This window comes from Pantoea jilinensis, assembly GCF_019104105.1.
GTDB classification, from domain to species: Bacteria; Pseudomonadota; Gammaproteobacteria; order Enterobacterales; family Enterobacteriaceae; genus Pantoea; species Pantoea eucalypti.
The window spans coordinates 3764157-3779859 of the sequence record NZ_CP077746.1 but is presented as its reverse complement, the minus strand read 5'-3'; the positions used below and the strand labels follow the sequence as shown (position 1 = coordinate 3779859).

14 protein-coding genes are annotated in these 15703 nt (G+C 53.9%); 10 read left to right on the top strand and 4 right to left on the bottom strand.

What is annotated here, in order from left to right; all coding sequences use genetic code 11:
- The first annotated feature begins 87 nt into the window (after positions 1 to 87).
- The 6 genes from dnaB to KTJ90_RS17795 all read left to right on the top strand — a co-directional run bounded on the left by dnaB (position 88) and on the right by KTJ90_RS17795 (position 5057).
- A complete protein-coding gene (dnaB, locus tag KTJ90_RS17820; RefSeq protein ID WP_003855755.1) occupies positions 88 to 1494 on the top strand; it encodes a replicative DNA helicase in 1407 nt (468 codons plus the stop codon).
- Positions 1495 to 1623: 129 nt separating this feature from the next.
- Positions 1624 to 2103: an Lrp/AsnC family transcriptional regulator gene (locus KTJ90_RS17815; protein WP_003855753.1), complete on the top strand. Its 480-nt coding sequence runs from the start codon at positions 1624 to 1626 to the stop codon at positions 2101 to 2103.
- A 241-nt stretch (positions 2104 to 2344) separates the two neighbouring features.
- Positions 2345 to 2959: a YitT family protein gene (locus KTJ90_RS17810; protein ID WP_003855751.1), complete on the top strand. Its 615-nt coding sequence runs from the start codon at positions 2345 to 2347 to the stop codon at positions 2957 to 2959.
- A gap of 40 nt (positions 2960 to 2999) precedes the next feature.
- Complete coding sequence (locus KTJ90_RS17805; protein ID WP_110411787.1) at positions 3000 to 4193, top strand: amino acid aminotransferase; 1194 nt, start codon at positions 3000 to 3002, stop codon at positions 4191 to 4193.
- Between the two features lie 121 nt (positions 4194 to 4314).
- Positions 4315 to 4734, top strand: a complete 420-nt coding sequence (locus tag KTJ90_RS17800) for a secondary thiamine-phosphate synthase enzyme YjbQ (protein ID WP_003855749.1) — start codon at positions 4315 to 4317, stop codon at positions 4732 to 4734.
- Positions 4734 to 5057 (top strand): MmcQ/YjbR family DNA-binding protein, encoded by a 324-nt coding sequence (locus KTJ90_RS17795; protein WP_003855748.1) that lies wholly within the window; start codon positions 4734 to 4736, stop codon positions 5055 to 5057. The genes KTJ90_RS17800 and KTJ90_RS17795 overlap by 1 nt, the downstream gene beginning before the upstream one ends.
- Before the next feature lie 53 nt (positions 5058 to 5110).
- Here KTJ90_RS17795 and KTJ90_RS17790 read toward each other — a convergent pair whose 3' ends face one another.
- Entirely contained in the window at positions 5111 to 6175 is a 1065-nt protein-coding gene (locus KTJ90_RS17790; RefSeq protein WP_003855747.1) for an NAD(P)-dependent alcohol dehydrogenase, read from the bottom strand.
- Between the two features lie 233 nt (positions 6176 to 6408).
- The gene (uvrA, locus tag KTJ90_RS17785) at positions 6409 to 9237 is read right to left on the bottom strand and encodes an excinuclease ABC subunit UvrA (protein WP_003855745.1); all 2829 of its coding nucleotides are present in this window, start codon (positions 9235 to 9237) and stop codon (positions 6409 to 6411) included.
- Between the two features lie 224 nt (positions 9238 to 9461).
- Between uvrA and ssb1 the strand changes: the two genes are divergently transcribed.
- Entirely contained in the window at positions 9462 to 10013 is a 552-nt protein-coding gene (gene ssb1 / locus KTJ90_RS17780) for a single-stranded DNA-binding protein SSB1 (RefSeq protein ID WP_003855743.1), read from the top strand.
- Between the two features lie 83 nt (positions 10014 to 10096).
- On the opposite strand, the gene KTJ90_RS17775 is transcribed toward ssb1, so the two are convergent.
- On the bottom strand, positions 10097 to 10618 hold the full coding sequence (locus KTJ90_RS17775) for an isochorismatase family protein (protein WP_140033703.1): 522 nt from the start codon (positions 10616 to 10618) through the stop codon (positions 10097 to 10099).
- Between the two features lie 119 nt (positions 10619 to 10737).
- Here KTJ90_RS17775 and KTJ90_RS17770 point away from each other — a divergent pair, with 119 nt between their 5' ends.
- Both KTJ90_RS17770 and KTJ90_RS17765 read left to right on the top strand, forming a co-directional pair.
- Positions 10738 to 11565: an AraC family transcriptional regulator gene (locus KTJ90_RS17770; protein ID WP_182629883.1), complete on the top strand. Its 828-nt coding sequence runs from the start codon at positions 10738 to 10740 to the stop codon at positions 11563 to 11565.
- Positions 11566 to 11642: 77 nt separating this feature from the next.
- Entirely contained in the window at positions 11643 to 12602 is a 960-nt protein-coding gene (locus tag KTJ90_RS17765; protein WP_003855735.1) for a DMT family transporter, read from the top strand.
- 923 nt (positions 12603 to 13525) lie between these two features.
- On the opposite strand, the gene KTJ90_RS17760 is transcribed toward KTJ90_RS17765, so the two are convergent.
- On the bottom strand, positions 13526 to 13921 hold the full coding sequence (locus KTJ90_RS17760; RefSeq protein WP_003855733.1) for a transposase: 396 nt from the start codon (positions 13919 to 13921) through the stop codon (positions 13526 to 13528).
- Between the two features lie 525 nt (positions 13922 to 14446).
- On the opposite strand from KTJ90_RS17760, the gene KTJ90_RS17755 reads away from it, so the two are divergent.
- Positions 14447 to 15703 carry an oligosaccharide flippase family protein gene (locus KTJ90_RS17755; protein ID WP_003855732.1) on the top strand — a complete coding sequence of 419 codons (1257 nt, stop codon included), beginning with the start codon at positions 14447 to 14449 and terminating at the stop codon, positions 15701 to 15703.

The window sequence follows — 15703 nt, the reverse complement described above, 5'->3', positions numbered from 1 at the left end:
TGTGATTGTTTCATCATGAGGGTGAGGCACGCACCCCAACTAAGGTATACTTGCGCGTCCCCACAGAAGATCGGTAATGCATTCACTATGGCAGGAAATAAACCCACCAACAAATCGAACGAAACGCAGGATCGCCAGCTCGCAGGCGTGAAAATGCCCCCGCATTCTCTGGAAGCGGAGCAGTCGGTGCTCGGTGGGTTAATGCTGGATAACGAGCGCTGGGATAACGTCTCTGAGCGCGTCGTCGCGAATGACTTTTACAACCGCTCGCATCGGCTGATTTTTTCCGAGATGCAGCGGCTGCTGGAAAACAGCAAACCCATTGACCTGATTACGCTCTCCGAATCGCTGGAAACCCGTGGTGAACTGGAGATGGCGGGCGGATTCGCCTATCTGGCTGAACTGGCGAAAAACACCCCGAGCGCGGCAAACATTGGCGCGTATGCTGACATCGTGCGTGAACGTGCGGTGGTGCGTGAGATGATCTCCGTCGCCAACCAGATTGCCGATGCCGGTTACGATCCGCAGGGACGTAACAGCGAAGAGCTGCTCGATTTTGCCGAGTCGAACGTCTTTAAAATTGCGGAAGCGCGCGCGGATAAAGATGCTGGCCCGAAAAACATTGAGCAGATTCTGGAATCGACCGTCTCCCGTATCGAATCGCTCTATCAGACGCCGCACGATGGTGTCACCGGCGTCGATACCGGCTATCAGGATCTGAATAAAAAGACCGCAGGCCTGCAGGGCTCTGACCTGATTATTGTCGCCGCACGTCCGTCGATGGGTAAAACCACCTTTGCGATGAACCTGTGCGAAAACGCCGCCATGCTGCAGGAAAAGCCGGTGCTGATATTCAGTCTGGAGATGCCCAGCGAGCAGATCATGATGCGTATGCTGGCCTCGCTCTCCCGCGTCGATCAGACCCGCATCCGAACCGGACAGCTGGATGATGAGGACTGGGCGCGAATCTCCGGCACCATGGGCATCCTGCTGGAGAAGAAGAACATGTACATTGATGACTCTTCTGGCCTGACGCCTACCGAAGTGCGTTCGCGCGCCCGGCGCATCTACCGTGAAAACGGTGGCTTAAGCATGATCATGATCGACTACTTACAGCTGATGCGTGTGCCGGCGCTGTCGGACAACCGTACGCTGGAAATTGCGGAGATCTCCCGCTCGCTGAAAGCGCTGGCCAAAGAGCTGAATGTACCGGTGGTGGCGCTGTCGCAGCTCAACCGCTCACTGGAACAGCGTGCTGACAAGCGTCCGGTCAACTCGGATCTGCGTGAATCGGGCTCGATCGAGCAGGATGCGGATTTGATCATGTTTATCTACCGCGATGAGGTTTACCACGAAAACAGCGATCTCAAAGGGATCGCCGAGATCATTCTGGGTAAACAGCGTAATGGTCCCATCGGTACGGTGCGCCTGACCTTTAACGGTCAGTGGTCGCGCTTTGATAACTACGCGGGCCCGCAATACGACGACGAATAATCGCCGGTTTGTGCTGTCATGCACGATCTGTGCATGACAGCACCCATCATCAGAAAATAGTGTTGGACAACCTCTCGGGTAATCGGGTTATCTGTAATAAAGCGACGCCTGGACCGATGTGGAAACGGAATGACTCACGTAGACGATTACGACCTTAAAATCCTCACTTTATTACAATCTAACGGCCGTCTGACCAATCAGGAACTTAGCGATCTGGTCGGCCTTTCCGCCTCACAATGTTCCCGCCGCCGTATCAATCTGGAACAGGCTAATCTCATCCTGGGTTATCACGCCCGGCTGTCGCCCGATGCGATCGGACTTGGCATGGTGGGATTAATCGAGGTGCGCTTAATTAACCACACCGCAGAATATGTCGAGAGCTTTCACCGCATGGTGGAGCAGGAGCAGGCGATCGTGGACGCTTACAAAACGACCGGTGACGCTGACTATCTGCTTAAAGTGGCGGTGGCCGATCTCAATTCCCTCAGTGCACTAATCAGCCAGTTAGTCGCGGGCCACCAGAGTGTTTCCCATGTGAAAACCTCGGTAGTACTGGGACGAATGAAAGAGAACGGGCTGATGATGATCCCCGGAGAGAAGACGCGCTAAAAAGGTGCGTGATGTGCGGTTTTGGTGCACACTTGCGGCAATAAATGCAAGTAACGCGCATGTTAACGGACTTTAATGCATAGGTTGATGGTGCAGGCCAGAATTTGTGCACACGTTTCCGTTATAAAGCGCCTTAGATATCAACAGGATATCGAGGGCACTTCGTTTACAGCCGTTAAGGGTTGTGACGCTGGTGTGTTTTTTGCATAGAAACGGCATCTTTTGCACTGAGAAAACCTCCATGGATAACATCGCAGAACCCTCCCGCGTCCCACATTCGCGCATTGAAGATGCGCTGGCGATGGTGCTCGGCACCCTGATGGTCTCGTTCGGCGTCATTATGCTGAAACAGGCGGGCGCGCTGACCGGCAGCACCGCAGGCATCGCCTTTCTGATCAGTTATCTCTCGCCGCTTTCGTTTGGCAGCGCGTTCTTCCTGATCAACATCCCTTTTTACTGGCTGGCGGTAAAACGCATGGGCTGGGAATTTACCCTTAAAACGTTCTGTGCCGTCGGACTGGTATCGCTGTTTACCCAGCTGCACCCGCTGTTCGTCCACTTTTCTGACCTTAACCCCTTCTATGCGACACTGTTCGGTAACGTCATCATGGGAATCGGGTTTATAGTGTTATTTCGTCATAAGGCGAGCCTGGGCGGCATCAATATTCTGGCCCTGTGGCTACAGGATCGCTTTGGGATCCGCGCGGGTAAACTGCAAATGGCGGTTGATACCTGCGTCGTGCTGGCCTCACTGTTTGTGGTGAGCGGCCCCATACTGCTTGCGTCTATTGCGGGCGCGGTGATCCTGAATCTGATAATTGCAATGAACCATCGTCCGGGACGCTATCGGGTTTAATCCGCCTCTGACCTCTGGACCAATCATGGAGACCTACACCGTGTTTCAAAACGTTGATGCCTATGCTGGCGATCCGATTCTGTCGTTGATGGAAGCGTTCAAACAAGATCCACGCGAACACAAAGTTAACCTGAGTATCGGGCTCTATTACGACGAACAGAATATCATCCCGCAGCTGAAGGCCGTCGCCGCTGCCGAAGAGCAGATCTATGCTGAGCCGCATCAGGCTTCCCTCTATCTGCCGATGGAAGGGCTGAACAGTTACCGCAGTGCGATTGCACCACTGCTGTTTGGTGCCGATCATCCGGTGTTAAACGCGGGCCGGATTGCATCGATTCAGACGCTGGGTGGTTCTGGCGCGCTGAAAGTGGGCGCGGATTTCCTGAGGCGCTACTTCCCGCAATCTGCAGTCTGGGTCAGCGATCCGACCTGGGAAAACCACATCGCGATCTTTAATGGCGCAGGTTTTGAGGTCAATACCTATCCCTGGTATGACGCAGAGACCCACGGTGTGCGATTTGATGCCTTCATCAGCACGCTGAAAACCTTGCCTGCGCAGAGCATCGTGCTGCTGCATCCCTGCTGCCATAACCCGACCGGCGCTGACCTGACTGATGCGCAGTGGGATCAGACCGTTGAGGTGCTGAAAGCACAGCAGCTGATTCCTTTCCTTGATATCGCCTATCAGGGCTTTGGTGCCGGTATGCAGCAGGACGCTTATGCACTGCGTGCGGTCGCGGCGGCGGGTCTGCCTGCGCTGGTCAGTAACTCCTTCTCCAAAATCTTTTCGCTCTATGGCGAGCGCGTAGGCGGTCTCTCCATCGTCTGTGACAGCGCCGAAGAGTCAGCGCGCGTACTGGGCCAGTTGAAAGCCACCGTTCGCCGCAACTACTCCAGCCCGCCTAACTTTGGTGCGCAGGTGGTTGCGCGCGTTCTCAATGATGAGGCACTGAAAGCCAGCTGGCTGGCTGAAGTGGAAGCGATGCGTCTGCGTATTCTCGCGATGCGTCAGTCGCTGGTGGATGTGCTGAGTACCGCGCTGCCAGGTAAAAACTTTGACTACCTGCTGAAACAGCGTGGCATGTTCAGCTATACCGGCCTGAGTGCGCAACAGGTCGATCGTCTGCGTAACGAGTTTGGCATCTATCTGGTGGGCAGCGGCCGCATGTGTGTGGCCGGTCTGAACAGCAAAAACGTGCATCAGGTCGCTGAAGCCTTTGCCGCCGTGATGTAATGGCTGTCAGGCTGTAAATTAAACCGTCAGGGTTCGCTCTGGCGGTTTTTTTATGGGTCAGGGTTTACCTTTCGGCGTCATGCTGCACACTTAAACGGGATAACCGTTTCAGGAATACGCTATGTGGCATCAACAAACTATTACGCTGAGCGCGAAGCCGCGTGGATTTCATCTGGTCACCGATGAGATCGTCAACTCGCTCTCCGGACTGCGTGATATCAAAACCGGTCTGCTGCATCTGCTGTTACAGCACACCTCGGCGTCGTTAACCTTAAATGAGAATTGTGACCCGACGGTGCGCAGCGACATGGAGCAGCATTTCATGCGGCATGTGCCGGAGAACGCACCTTATCAGCATGACTACGAAGGGCGTGACGATATGCCGGCGCATATCAAATCATCGATTGTAGGCGTTTCGCTGTTATTGCCGGTTCAGCGGGGGCGTCTGGTGCTGGGCACCTGGCAGGGTATCTGGCTGGGCGAGCATCGCATTGAGGGCGGTGCCAGGCGGATTGTCGCTACGTTACAAGGGGAGTCGTAATGAATAACTCAGATTTATTGACCTACTGCATGAGCAAGCCGGGCGCGGAGCAGAGCGTCCACAGTGACTGGAAGGCAACGCAGATTAAAAGCAACGGTGTGCTGTTTGCAATGGTGCATGAGGCAAAAGGGCGGCCAGCCGTTTCGCTGAAATCGACGCCTGCGCTGGCCGAATTACTGCGCGAAGAGCATAGCGACATCATTCCCAGTGAGCATCTGAACAAGTCACACTGGAGCACGCTGTTTCTGGACGGCTCGCTGAAAGATTCGCAGATTTACTATCTGGTCGATGCTTCATTCCAGCAGGTTGCGGCTGCCCGATAAACGGCAATAAAAAAACCCTCTTACCCGAGCAAGAGGGTGTCAGATCTGACGGGTTACGCGGCAGGCTGCTCGCGCAGGGTATTGATGTCGATAACAAAGCGGTATTTCACATCGCTTTTCAGCATGCGCTCATAGGCTTCGTTAATCTGATCCATCGCGATCAGTTCAATGTCTGACGTAATGCCATGCTCACCACAGAAATCGAGCATCTCCTGGGTTTCTGCGATGCCGCCAATCAGTGAACCGGCGATGCTGCGACGCTTGAAGATCAGGTTAAACACCTGTGGTGCCGGGTGATCGTGCTCCGGTGCACCGACCAGCGTCATGTTGCCGTCCAGTTTCAGCAGGGTGATGAACGGGTTGAGATCGTGCTGAGCAGCCACGGTGTTCAGAATGAAGTCAAAGCTGTTCGCGTGCTGCGCCATCTGCTCTGGATCTTTAGAAATCACCACTTCATCGGCACCCAGACGTTTGCCATCTTCAATTTTGGACGGCGAGGTGGTGAACAGCACCACATGTGCGCCCATTGCATGGGCAATTTTCACGCCCATATGACCCAGGCCGCCTAAACCGACGATACCCACTTTCTTGCCAGGACCGACATTCCAGTGACGCAGTGGTGAGTAGGTGGTGATACCGGCACACAGCAGCGGTGCAACGCCCGCCAGCTCCAGGTTCTCCGGAATGCGCAGCACAAAGCTCTCATCAACCACCATCGACGTTGAGTAACCGCCGTAGGTAATGGCGCCGGTTTCACGATCTTCGCCGTTATAGGTGCCGACAAAGCCGTTTTCACAATACTGCTCCAGACCCTGCTGACAGCTCGGACAGCTGCGGCATGAATCGACCATACAGCCGACGCCGACCAGATCGCCGACTTTATATTTCTGCGTCTGCGGGCCAACAGCGGTCACGCGACCGACAATTTCATGACCCGGAACCACAGGGAAAATGGTGTTTTTCCACTCATTACGGGCCTGGTGCAGGTCTGAGTGGCAAACGCCACAGAACAGCACTTCAAGCTGAACGTCATGGGCGCGCAGCTCACGCGGCTTAAAATCGAACGGTGCCAGTTTGGATTTTGCATCCTGAGCAGCATACGCATGCGTAATATTCATGGTGTCTCCAGTTTCGATGTGTCGTGAGTGTTATTCGATGAAGTGCAGCAGCGTTAATGTGCTGCGAAAACAGGGCGACGCCAGGGACGTGCCAAAGAGGAACTGCTTAAGGATAGTCAGCCTGGGGAAAAGCGTATATGCCTATACATGTCTGAATCTTGCCTGATTCTGCATTTTTCTGGCTGAATCAGCAGATGACATGAAAAGGCCCGCACGCGGCGGGCCTGCAGGAATTACTTCTGTAACAGAGGCTTCAGGAAGCGTGCAGTATGGGATTTCTCACACTCCGCCACGGTTTCTGGCGTGCCGGCAACCAGGATTTCACCGCCGCCGCTGCCGCCTTCCGGACCGAGATCCACAATCCAGTCTGCGGTTTTGACCACGTCAAGATTGTGCTCAATGACCACGATGGTGTTGCCCTGATTGCGCAGCTGATGCAGCACTTCCAGCAGCTGCTGGATATCGGCAAAGTGCAGACCGGTGGTCGGCTCATCAAGAATATAGAGTGTCTGACCGGTGCCGCGCTTCGACAGTTCACGCGCCAGCTTCACACGCTGGGCTTCACCGCCGGACAGGGTCGTGGCGGACTGACCGAGGCGGATATAGGTAAGACCCACATCGATCAGCGTCTGCAACTTACGCGCCAGCGCCGGCACGGCATCGAAGAACTCACGTGCTTCTTCGATAGTCATCTCCAGCACTTCGTGAATGCTCTTGCCTTTATACTTCACTTCCAGCGTTTCACGGTTATAGCGTTTGCCTTTGCACTGGTCGCACGGCACATAAATGTCCGGCAGGAAGTGCATTTCGACTTTCAGCACACCATCACCCTGACAGGCTTCACAACGTCCGCCTCGAACGTTAAAGCTGAAGCGACCCGGATTGTAGCCACGCGAACGCGCTTCCGGCACGCCCGCAAACAGTTCACGCACCGGCGTGAAGATGCCGGTGTAGGTGGCTGGGTTAGAGCGCGGTGTACGACCAATCGGACTCTGATCGATGTCGATCACTTTGTCGAAGTGCTCCAGCCCCGCCACTTCGCGGTAAGGTGCCGGTTCGGCGATAGTCGCGCCATTCAGCGCTCGCTGGGCAATCGGGAACAGCGTATCGTTGATCAGGGTCGATTTACCCGAGCCGGACACACCGGTAATGCAGGTGAAAAGCCCGACCGGCAGCGTCAGCGTGACATCTTTGAGGTTGTTGCCGCGTGCGCCGGTAATCTTCAGCACTTTGGCCGGATCGCCTTTGACGCGTTCCTCTGGCACCGTAATACCCCGCTTGCCGCTCAGGAACTGGCCCGTCAGTGACGCGTCTTCCGCCATAATCTGATCGACGGTACCTTCAGCCACCACCTGTCCGCCATGGACGCCTGCACCCGGACCGATGTCGATGACATGATCAGCGGCACGAATCGCATCTTCATCATGCTCAACTACGATCACGGTGTTACCGAGGTCTCGCAGATGAATCAGGGTGCCAAGCAGACGTTCGTTGTCGCGCTGATGCAGGCCGATTGAAGGCTCATCCAGCACATACATGACACCGACCAGGCCGGCACCAATCTGGCTGGCCAGACGGATACGCTGCGCTTCTCCACCGGACAGGGTCTCGGCGGAACGGGACATCGAGAGATAGTTCAGGCCGACGTTGACCAGGAAGCTCAGGCGATCGCCAATCTCTTTCAGAATCTTCTCGGCGATCTGCGCGCGCTGGCCGCTGAGTTTCATGTTTTCAAAGAAGGACATCGCATGGCCGATGCTCATCTCAGAGATGGTCGGCAGCGTAGTGTTCTCGACGAAGACGTGGCGCGCTTCACGACGCAGACGGGTGCCTTCACAGCTGGCACAGGCGCGGTTGCTGATAAATTTCGCCAGCTCTTCGCGTACCGCTGAAGACTCGGTCTCTTTGTAGCGGCGCTCCATGTTATTGAGCACGCCTTCAAACGGATGACGGCGAACAGACGTATCGCCGCGATCGTTGATGTATTTAAATTCGATGCTCTCTTTGCCTGAACCGTAGAGAATCACTTTCTGCACGTTCTCGGGCAGGCTGCCGAACGACGCTTCGATATCAAAATCGAGGTGTTCCGCCAGCGAACGCAGCATCTGGAAGTAGTAGAAATTGCGGCGATCCCAGCCACGGATTGCGCCGCCTGCCAGAGAAAGTTCAGGATTCTGCACCACGCGGTCAGGATCGAAGTATTGCTGTACGCCCAGGCCGTCGCAGGTTGGACAGGCGCCTGCCGGGTTGTTAAACGAGAACAGGCGCGGCTCCAGCTCGCTCATGCTGTAACCACAGATGGGGCAGGCGAAGTTAGCCGAGAAGAGCAGCTCTTCTGCGGCGCTGTCATCCATGTCCGCCACGATAGCCGTGCCGCCGGAGAGCTCCAGCGTGGTTTCAAACGACTCCGCCAGACGGGTCGCCAGATCGTCACGCACTTTAAAGCGGTCAATCACCACTTCAATGGTGTGCTTCTTCTGCAGCTCAAGTTTCGGCGGATCGGAGAGGTCACACACTTCGCCATCGATACGTGCACGGATATAGCCCTGCGTCGCCAGATTTTCCAGCGTCTTGGTGTGCTCACCCTTGCGATCTTTCACCACCGGTGCCAGCAGCATCAGGCGACGGCCTTCGGGCTGGGAAAGCACCTGATCCACCATCTGGCTCACGGTCTGCGCCGCCAGCGGCACATCATGATCCGGGCAGCGCGGTTCGCCTACGCGGGCAAACAGCAGACGCAGATAATCGTGAATCTCAGTGATGGTTCCCACGGTTGAACGTGGGTTATGCGAGGTGGATTTCTGTTCGATGGAAATGGCGGGCGACAAACCTTCGATATGATCGACGTCCGGCTTCTCCATTAACGAAAGAAACTGGCGCGCATACGCAGAGAGCGACTCTACATAGCGGCGCTGACCTTCCGCATACAGCGTATCAAACGCCAGTGAGGATTTACCTGAACCTGACAGGCCGGTCACCACAATGAGTTTGTCGCGTGGGATGGTCAGGTTGATGTTTTTCAAATTATGGGTGCGGGCACCACGAACTTCGATCTTATCCATTCACCTTTCCCGGATTAGCAGCACTCACCGCGCCTTGCCGACACGGCCAGAATAAACGTGTCATTATGGCACAAAAAATAGACTGAATAAATATCCAGTACTCTTGCGCGCCAGAACAGAGAGCGTTAAAACTGGAACCTCGCTCGAAAGTGGGAAACAGTCCGCAGGACGTGTTAGAATTGATAGATTAGACTGTATGCATTAACTCATCGGGAGACAGCAACATGGCCAGTCGTGGCGTTAACAAAGTGATTCTTGTCGGGAATCTGGGTCAGGATCCGGAAGTACGTTACATGCCAAATGGTGGCGCTGTTGCCAACATTACGCTGGCTACATCAGAGAGCTGGCGCGACAAGCAGACCGGTGAAAACAAAGAGATCACTGAGTGGCACCGTGTGGTGCTGTTTGGCAAACTGGCTGAAGTCGCAGGCGAATACCTGAAAAAAGGTTCGCAGGTTTACATCGAAGGCCAGCTGCGTACCCGTAAATGGCAGGATCAGGGCGGCCAGGAACGTTACACCACCGAAGTCGTGGTTAACGTCGGCGGCACCATGCAGATGCTGGGTGGACGTCAGCAGGGTGGAAATGCGGGTGCACCAGCAGGTGGCGGCGCGCAGGGTGGCAACAACAATGGCTGGGGTCAGCCGCAGCAGCCGCAGGGCAACAACAACCAGTTCAGTGGCGGCGCGCAGTCTCGTCCGCAGCAGCCACAGAGCGCGCCGGCCAGCAACAACAACGAACCACCAATGGATTTCGACGACGATATTCCATTCTGATTTCGCTGGCTGGAATTTCTCTGGCAAAGAGTGCAAAAAGCCCGCTTATGCGGGCTTTTTTTATGCGCGGCTTTTGCGGCCTGTTACGACCATTCTGCCAGAATGGCCTCCGTGCTCAGCACACGCGGCACGTTGCCGGGGATCAGCAGTGAAGCCCACACCTCATTGTGCTGGTTAATCAGCGCATCGGCGCTGACCCAGCGGCGATCTGCCGTGGTGTGTGCATCCGCAGCGACGGTGATGGCATAGCCCGCACTGGCTCCGACTTTTATTGTGGTATCCAGGCAGTAGTCTGTGGCACAGCCGCACACCACAAATTCCTTAATCGCCAGCCTTTCTAACAGCGCGCCCAGCTCGGTTTGCCAGAAGCTGTCGCAGGCGGTTTTCGTGATGTAGTGCGCGCCAGCAGGCTGAGCGATTTCCGGCAGCAGCTCAAACGCTTCATTCCCCTCACACATCGTGCCTTCACGATGTTGTATAAAGAGGGTGATGTCGGCGCGTGCGGTCAGCCGGTTAATCTGCGCCACTCGTCCCGCTTTATCGAAGCGTGGCGTGCTGAATACGCCATTCTGCATATCGACAACCAATACCACCCGCTGTGCCATGCTTAACTCCATCTGGTTTAAAAAAACAGTGTTACCTGCGGCGTGATGGATAGCAATCTTTTGCATTTCCACCCGGGTCACAGGCATGCTTAACCCACTGGTTAAATAAGGAGAGAGAAGTGGAAGGTGTTCCGGCGAGTTTCCCCTATGAGAAAGATCGCGCCCGCTTTCAGCAACTCGCAGAGCTGCCTGGTGTGGAGCTTTATCAGGCTCACATCTCCCGCTACGCCTTTGAACCGCATACCCATGAAGCTTTCGGAATTGGCACCATCGAAGCGGGTGCACAGCGCTTTCGCTATCGTGGCACTGAATATACGGCGCCGGAGAACTCGCTGGTCATGATGAATCCGGATGAGCTGCACACCGGTGAGTCCGCTTGCGAAGAGGGCTGGCGCTATCAGATGATCTACATTCAGCCGCAGCTGATGGACGAACTGACCGGCGATCGCGGCTGGTGGTTTAATGAGGCGCTGCTGACCGATTCACGTGTGGCGCAACCGCTCTCCCGAACACTTGCCGCACTCTGGCAGGCGGAGTCTGAACTGGCACGTCAGAGCCTGATCGCGGAACTGCTGCTGCAGATCCGTCCGCTGGCATGCATGTCTTCACAGGGCAGACCCGACACCCGGCATCGTTTTGATCAGGTAAAAGATTTCCTGCGCGCCAACCTTGCTGAACCCGTGCGGCTGGATGAGCTGGCAGCGCTGGCATCGTTATCGCCATGGCACTTTTTACGCGCTTTTCGCCAGCACTATCACGTGACGCCCCATCAGATGCTGATGGCTTTCCGGCTCTATGACGCCAAGCAAAGGCTGGCTCAGGGAGAAGCGGCCGCCAGCGTCGCGGCGGCGGTGGGATTAACCGATCAGGCTCATCTCACCCGCGCTTTTGCCAATCGGTACGGCATCACGCCGGGCCGCTATCAGAAGCAGGTGCGCCAATCCTGATATCACCGCAATCTGCTACAAGCATTCCCCGCCCGAACCCGCCACACTCTGTCAAAAAGCTATATAAGGAAGGAATCATGTTTGCTGGTGTCATGTTTGCCGTCACCGCCGGGCTGATGTGGGGGCTGATCTTTGTCGGGCCACTGCTGGTGCCTGACTACCCCGGCGCGCTGCAGTCGGCGGGACGCTATGTGGCGTTTGGATTGATTGCGCTGCCGCTGGCCTGGCATGGTCGTCATCGCCTGCGTCAGCTGGCTCGCGCCGACTGGCTTGAGGCCGTAAAACTCTCGCTGGTGGGAAACCTCTTCTACTATGCTTTTCTGGCGAACGCCATTCAGCGCACTGGCGGCCCGGTCTCGACCATGATTATTGGCACACTGCCGGTGGTGATCGCCGTGACGGCCAATCTCTGTTACGGCCATCTTGAAGGAAGATTGCCGTGGCGGCGGCTGTTTCCGGCGCTTGTCATGATGGCGGCCGGCTTACTCTGCGTAAACGCGGCGGAGCTAAAAAGTCAGGGCCAGTTGCTTGATCTGAGCCGTTATCTCACAGGTATCGTGCTGGCGCTACTGGCCGTAGTCTGCTGGACCTGGTATCCGCTGCGTAATGCCCGCTGGCTGCGCACACATCCCGAGCTGCGGCCGTCGACCTGGGCCACCGCGCAGGGTCTGGTCACATTGCCCATGGCGTTGATCATGTATGCGCTGGTCAGTGTGCAGCTCACCTGGCTACAGCCCGACTTTTCGTTGCCATTTGGGCCGCGTCCCGGCGTGTTTATCTCTCTGATGCTGACCATTGGTCTGCTCTGCTCCTGGCTCGGCACCTTATGCTGGAACGCTGCCAGCCAGCGTCTGCCGACCGTATTGATGGGGCCACTGATCGTTTTCGAGATTCTTTTTGGCCTGTTGTGGACTTTTCTCTGGTATCAAAGCTGGCCACCGCAGCTCACTGTGACCGGCATTGTTTGTCTGCTGGCTGGGGTGCTGTGGGCAATGCGTATTAAACCTCAACCTCTTGTGGTCTCATTGAACGAGTAAACCGCAACGTCCATCCAAATCGCTCTGCCGCGCGAACAGCATGTCGCGCGGCTTTTTAAGATTAAACCCTATGCCGATTTGCACGCTCTCCGACAGATTTATGCCGCGAAATCGATTTCATTCCACCAGGTGATAGTACCGTCTCCCGCAATTGTCTCTCTCATCCCCCATTCTTCAGTGAAAAAACGGTACTTACGGTCTGCGGAGAACACGCCTTTTCGGGTCTGACCGTGTTTTATTGCTCAGATATCGGTCATTAATCAGGAAAAATAGCGCAGCATTATGGACGTTATGCTTTCTCTCACGGCTTTTTATTGCATGGTGGCACTGAGAACGAGAGGCGAAAAACCACCATTAACTTCACTCAGTGATAAATGAGTAAGAGAATTCCGCCTTTGCGTTATTAATTAAAGATTAATCTCTGGCATCAATGATGCGCAATGATGAGAGTGAAAAGAGAAGCGCGTAACGTTAGTGATAAGGAGCAATAAACTATTTATCCCGGATTAATCCTGGAGAAAGTTTATGCAATAAACCCATCATCGGAAATTAAAGCGCAGCCGCAGAATTTGAGTCAGGGCCACCGTTAACTTAAAACGGCGACGGCTGTTTTTCGCACGATGTTTAAAGCAGCTTAATAGTATTAAGCAGAATTAGTTCCGACAATTAGCTGGGCTTACGTAAGAAATAGAGGGCCCAATCCCGTGTCAACGAGATTGGGAAGGGAAGAATAGGCGTAGAATGCGAGACTTTTGCTGTTGTGAATCAATTTTACCGCAAAAAAAGAAGCTTAGCCGTGAAGCCATTCATTAGTTATAAATGGAGCGGAAAAGGGTGCCGCAATTGTCCTGTTAAATGATCTTCATCTCTTCTGGTAAGAACAAATCTCAGCGTTAAGTCTAAAAAGCGCGGTAGCATTGGGTTTAGCGGTTCTCCGTGCCTGACGGATAATGGTACACACTGCGACTGATATCTAATAGTCTGCAGCTACGGCGTGTACCGATGTCGAAGGTGGCCTGCAGGAAATCCACAGCCTGACGTTTTTCATTTGTCGTAAAGAAGTGCTTCAGAACGCTCTGCAGCATCTCTTTATCGGAGTTGAGCGTCTGCAACTCACGCGTGATGTTTTGCAGTTTTTCTTCCAGCTCCTTGATTTTTCTGCCTTCTTCCGAAGACAACCCAGAAAACTTCTTTTTCCAGCTATAGAACGTGGCTTCAGAGATACCTAACTCTTCACAGATCTCTCTGACTTTCACGCCCGATTCAGAAGCTTTAATGGCATTTGTGATTTGATCTTCGCTGTATCGTGACTTTCTCATAAATGCTCTTACCTTTCTTATCGATTAATGGATGAGAATGACTTTAATAATTTCTGGCACTGTAAGGTTTTATTAAGGCAGTATTAAAGTGCGCGAATTGAATTGCGAAGCCTAAATTAAGATATTTAGAAGAAATATCATCATGGGATAAATCTTATTTTATTCTTATCGGGGGGGCGTACCTTCCTGGAGGGGCATTTTTGTTATAAATTCATCGCATCCAAAATACGAAATAAATACAACGTATGCGGGATATTTAGCCTGAGCGATGTGATTAATATGGCGGTCAGGCGCTTTAGGGTTGTTTTATTTTCAGCCTGAAATCGTTTCCATTTGAAGTGATTCGCACCATTTATAATAAGAATTATCCTGAATTCACTCTCCGGATTATGACTTGCATCTCAATTTTCGGACCAGTTTGGTCTGAAGTCTTACATTTTCGCCAGGCCCACTGAGCGCTTATTAATTCGTTACAGGGATGTTGTACCGAAGCGGTTGTAGTTGAGTAATACTAAGGAAGAGTCGATGAAATTGAGCGTAATGTCTAATGCCGCCTGGATGATGTCTGAGAAGATCATCTCCGTTTTTGGCGTCATTTTTGTGACGTCTTACGTGGCGAAGTCTTTTGGCCCAACGGTGTTTGGTCAGATGGCGTTTTCAACCTCACTATTTGCGATGGTGCAAACCGTTGCGATTTTTGGCACCGAAACCATTCTGTTTAAGCGCGTCAGCAAAAATGCGTCAAAAGGCCTGCGCCTGATGACCATTGCCCGTACGCTGCGAATGGTGTTATTGCTGGTCACTTCGGTGCCAGTCTTAATCTGGGTCTGGTACAACATGCAGGAAAATTTCCTGGCGTTTGCACTGGCCTCATTTGTTGCCTCCGTTTTTGTCACCCAGGACACCTTTAGCGTTTATAACAACGCGCGTCTTGCTTCGCGTCTTAACACCATTGCTAACGCCGTGGGCATGCTGCTGAGTTTCAGCATCAGCTTTATCGTCGCCTGGCTGCGTCTCAATCCACTCTGGCTGACGCTGTCGATTGTCGCCGTCACGCTGGTGCCTTACCTGATCAAGCGTCGCAACTTTTATCAGGACCATCAGGATCAGATGCCGCCCCGCGAGAAGCGTACCGCTTATCTGCGCTATCTGATGTATGCCGGACTGCCGCTGGCCATCTCCAGCATCTTTATTTCGGTGCAGGTCAAAGCCGCACAGATGTTTCTGGCAGGCACGGCTCCCGCCCGCGATCTGGGTCTGTTTGCGGCGGCGAATACCATTTCCGCTTCCTGGATTTTTATCCCGGTAGCGCTCATCACCTCCTGCTTCACTGAGATCTTCAGGGAGCGCGGTGAGGTCGCCATTAAGCTGGCTGCGCGGCTCAATGGTTACGTTATGGGTGTTTCATTGTTGATGCTGCTTGTTATTTCGCTGTATGGCGAGCGGATCATCATTGCGTTGTACGGACCGGCATACACACAGTCAGGAAGTCTCATTACGTTGCTGTCGATAGCGACCAGCTTTTCGGCAATGGGGACCGTAGCGTATCGCTACATGGTCAAAGAGGGAGGATTTAACTACTTACTGAGGAAAATCATCTGCCTGATGGTCATCAGTCTGCCGCTCTCCTGGTGGTTGATCCAGGGTCACGGCATCATGGGGGCCGCGTGGAGCGTTTTCCTTTCAGAACTTTTGTCCCTGACCGTAATGAATTACTTCTTTAAAAACGGCGTCATTCAAAAGATTCAGGTTTCCTCACTCAACTACAAAACATACAAATGA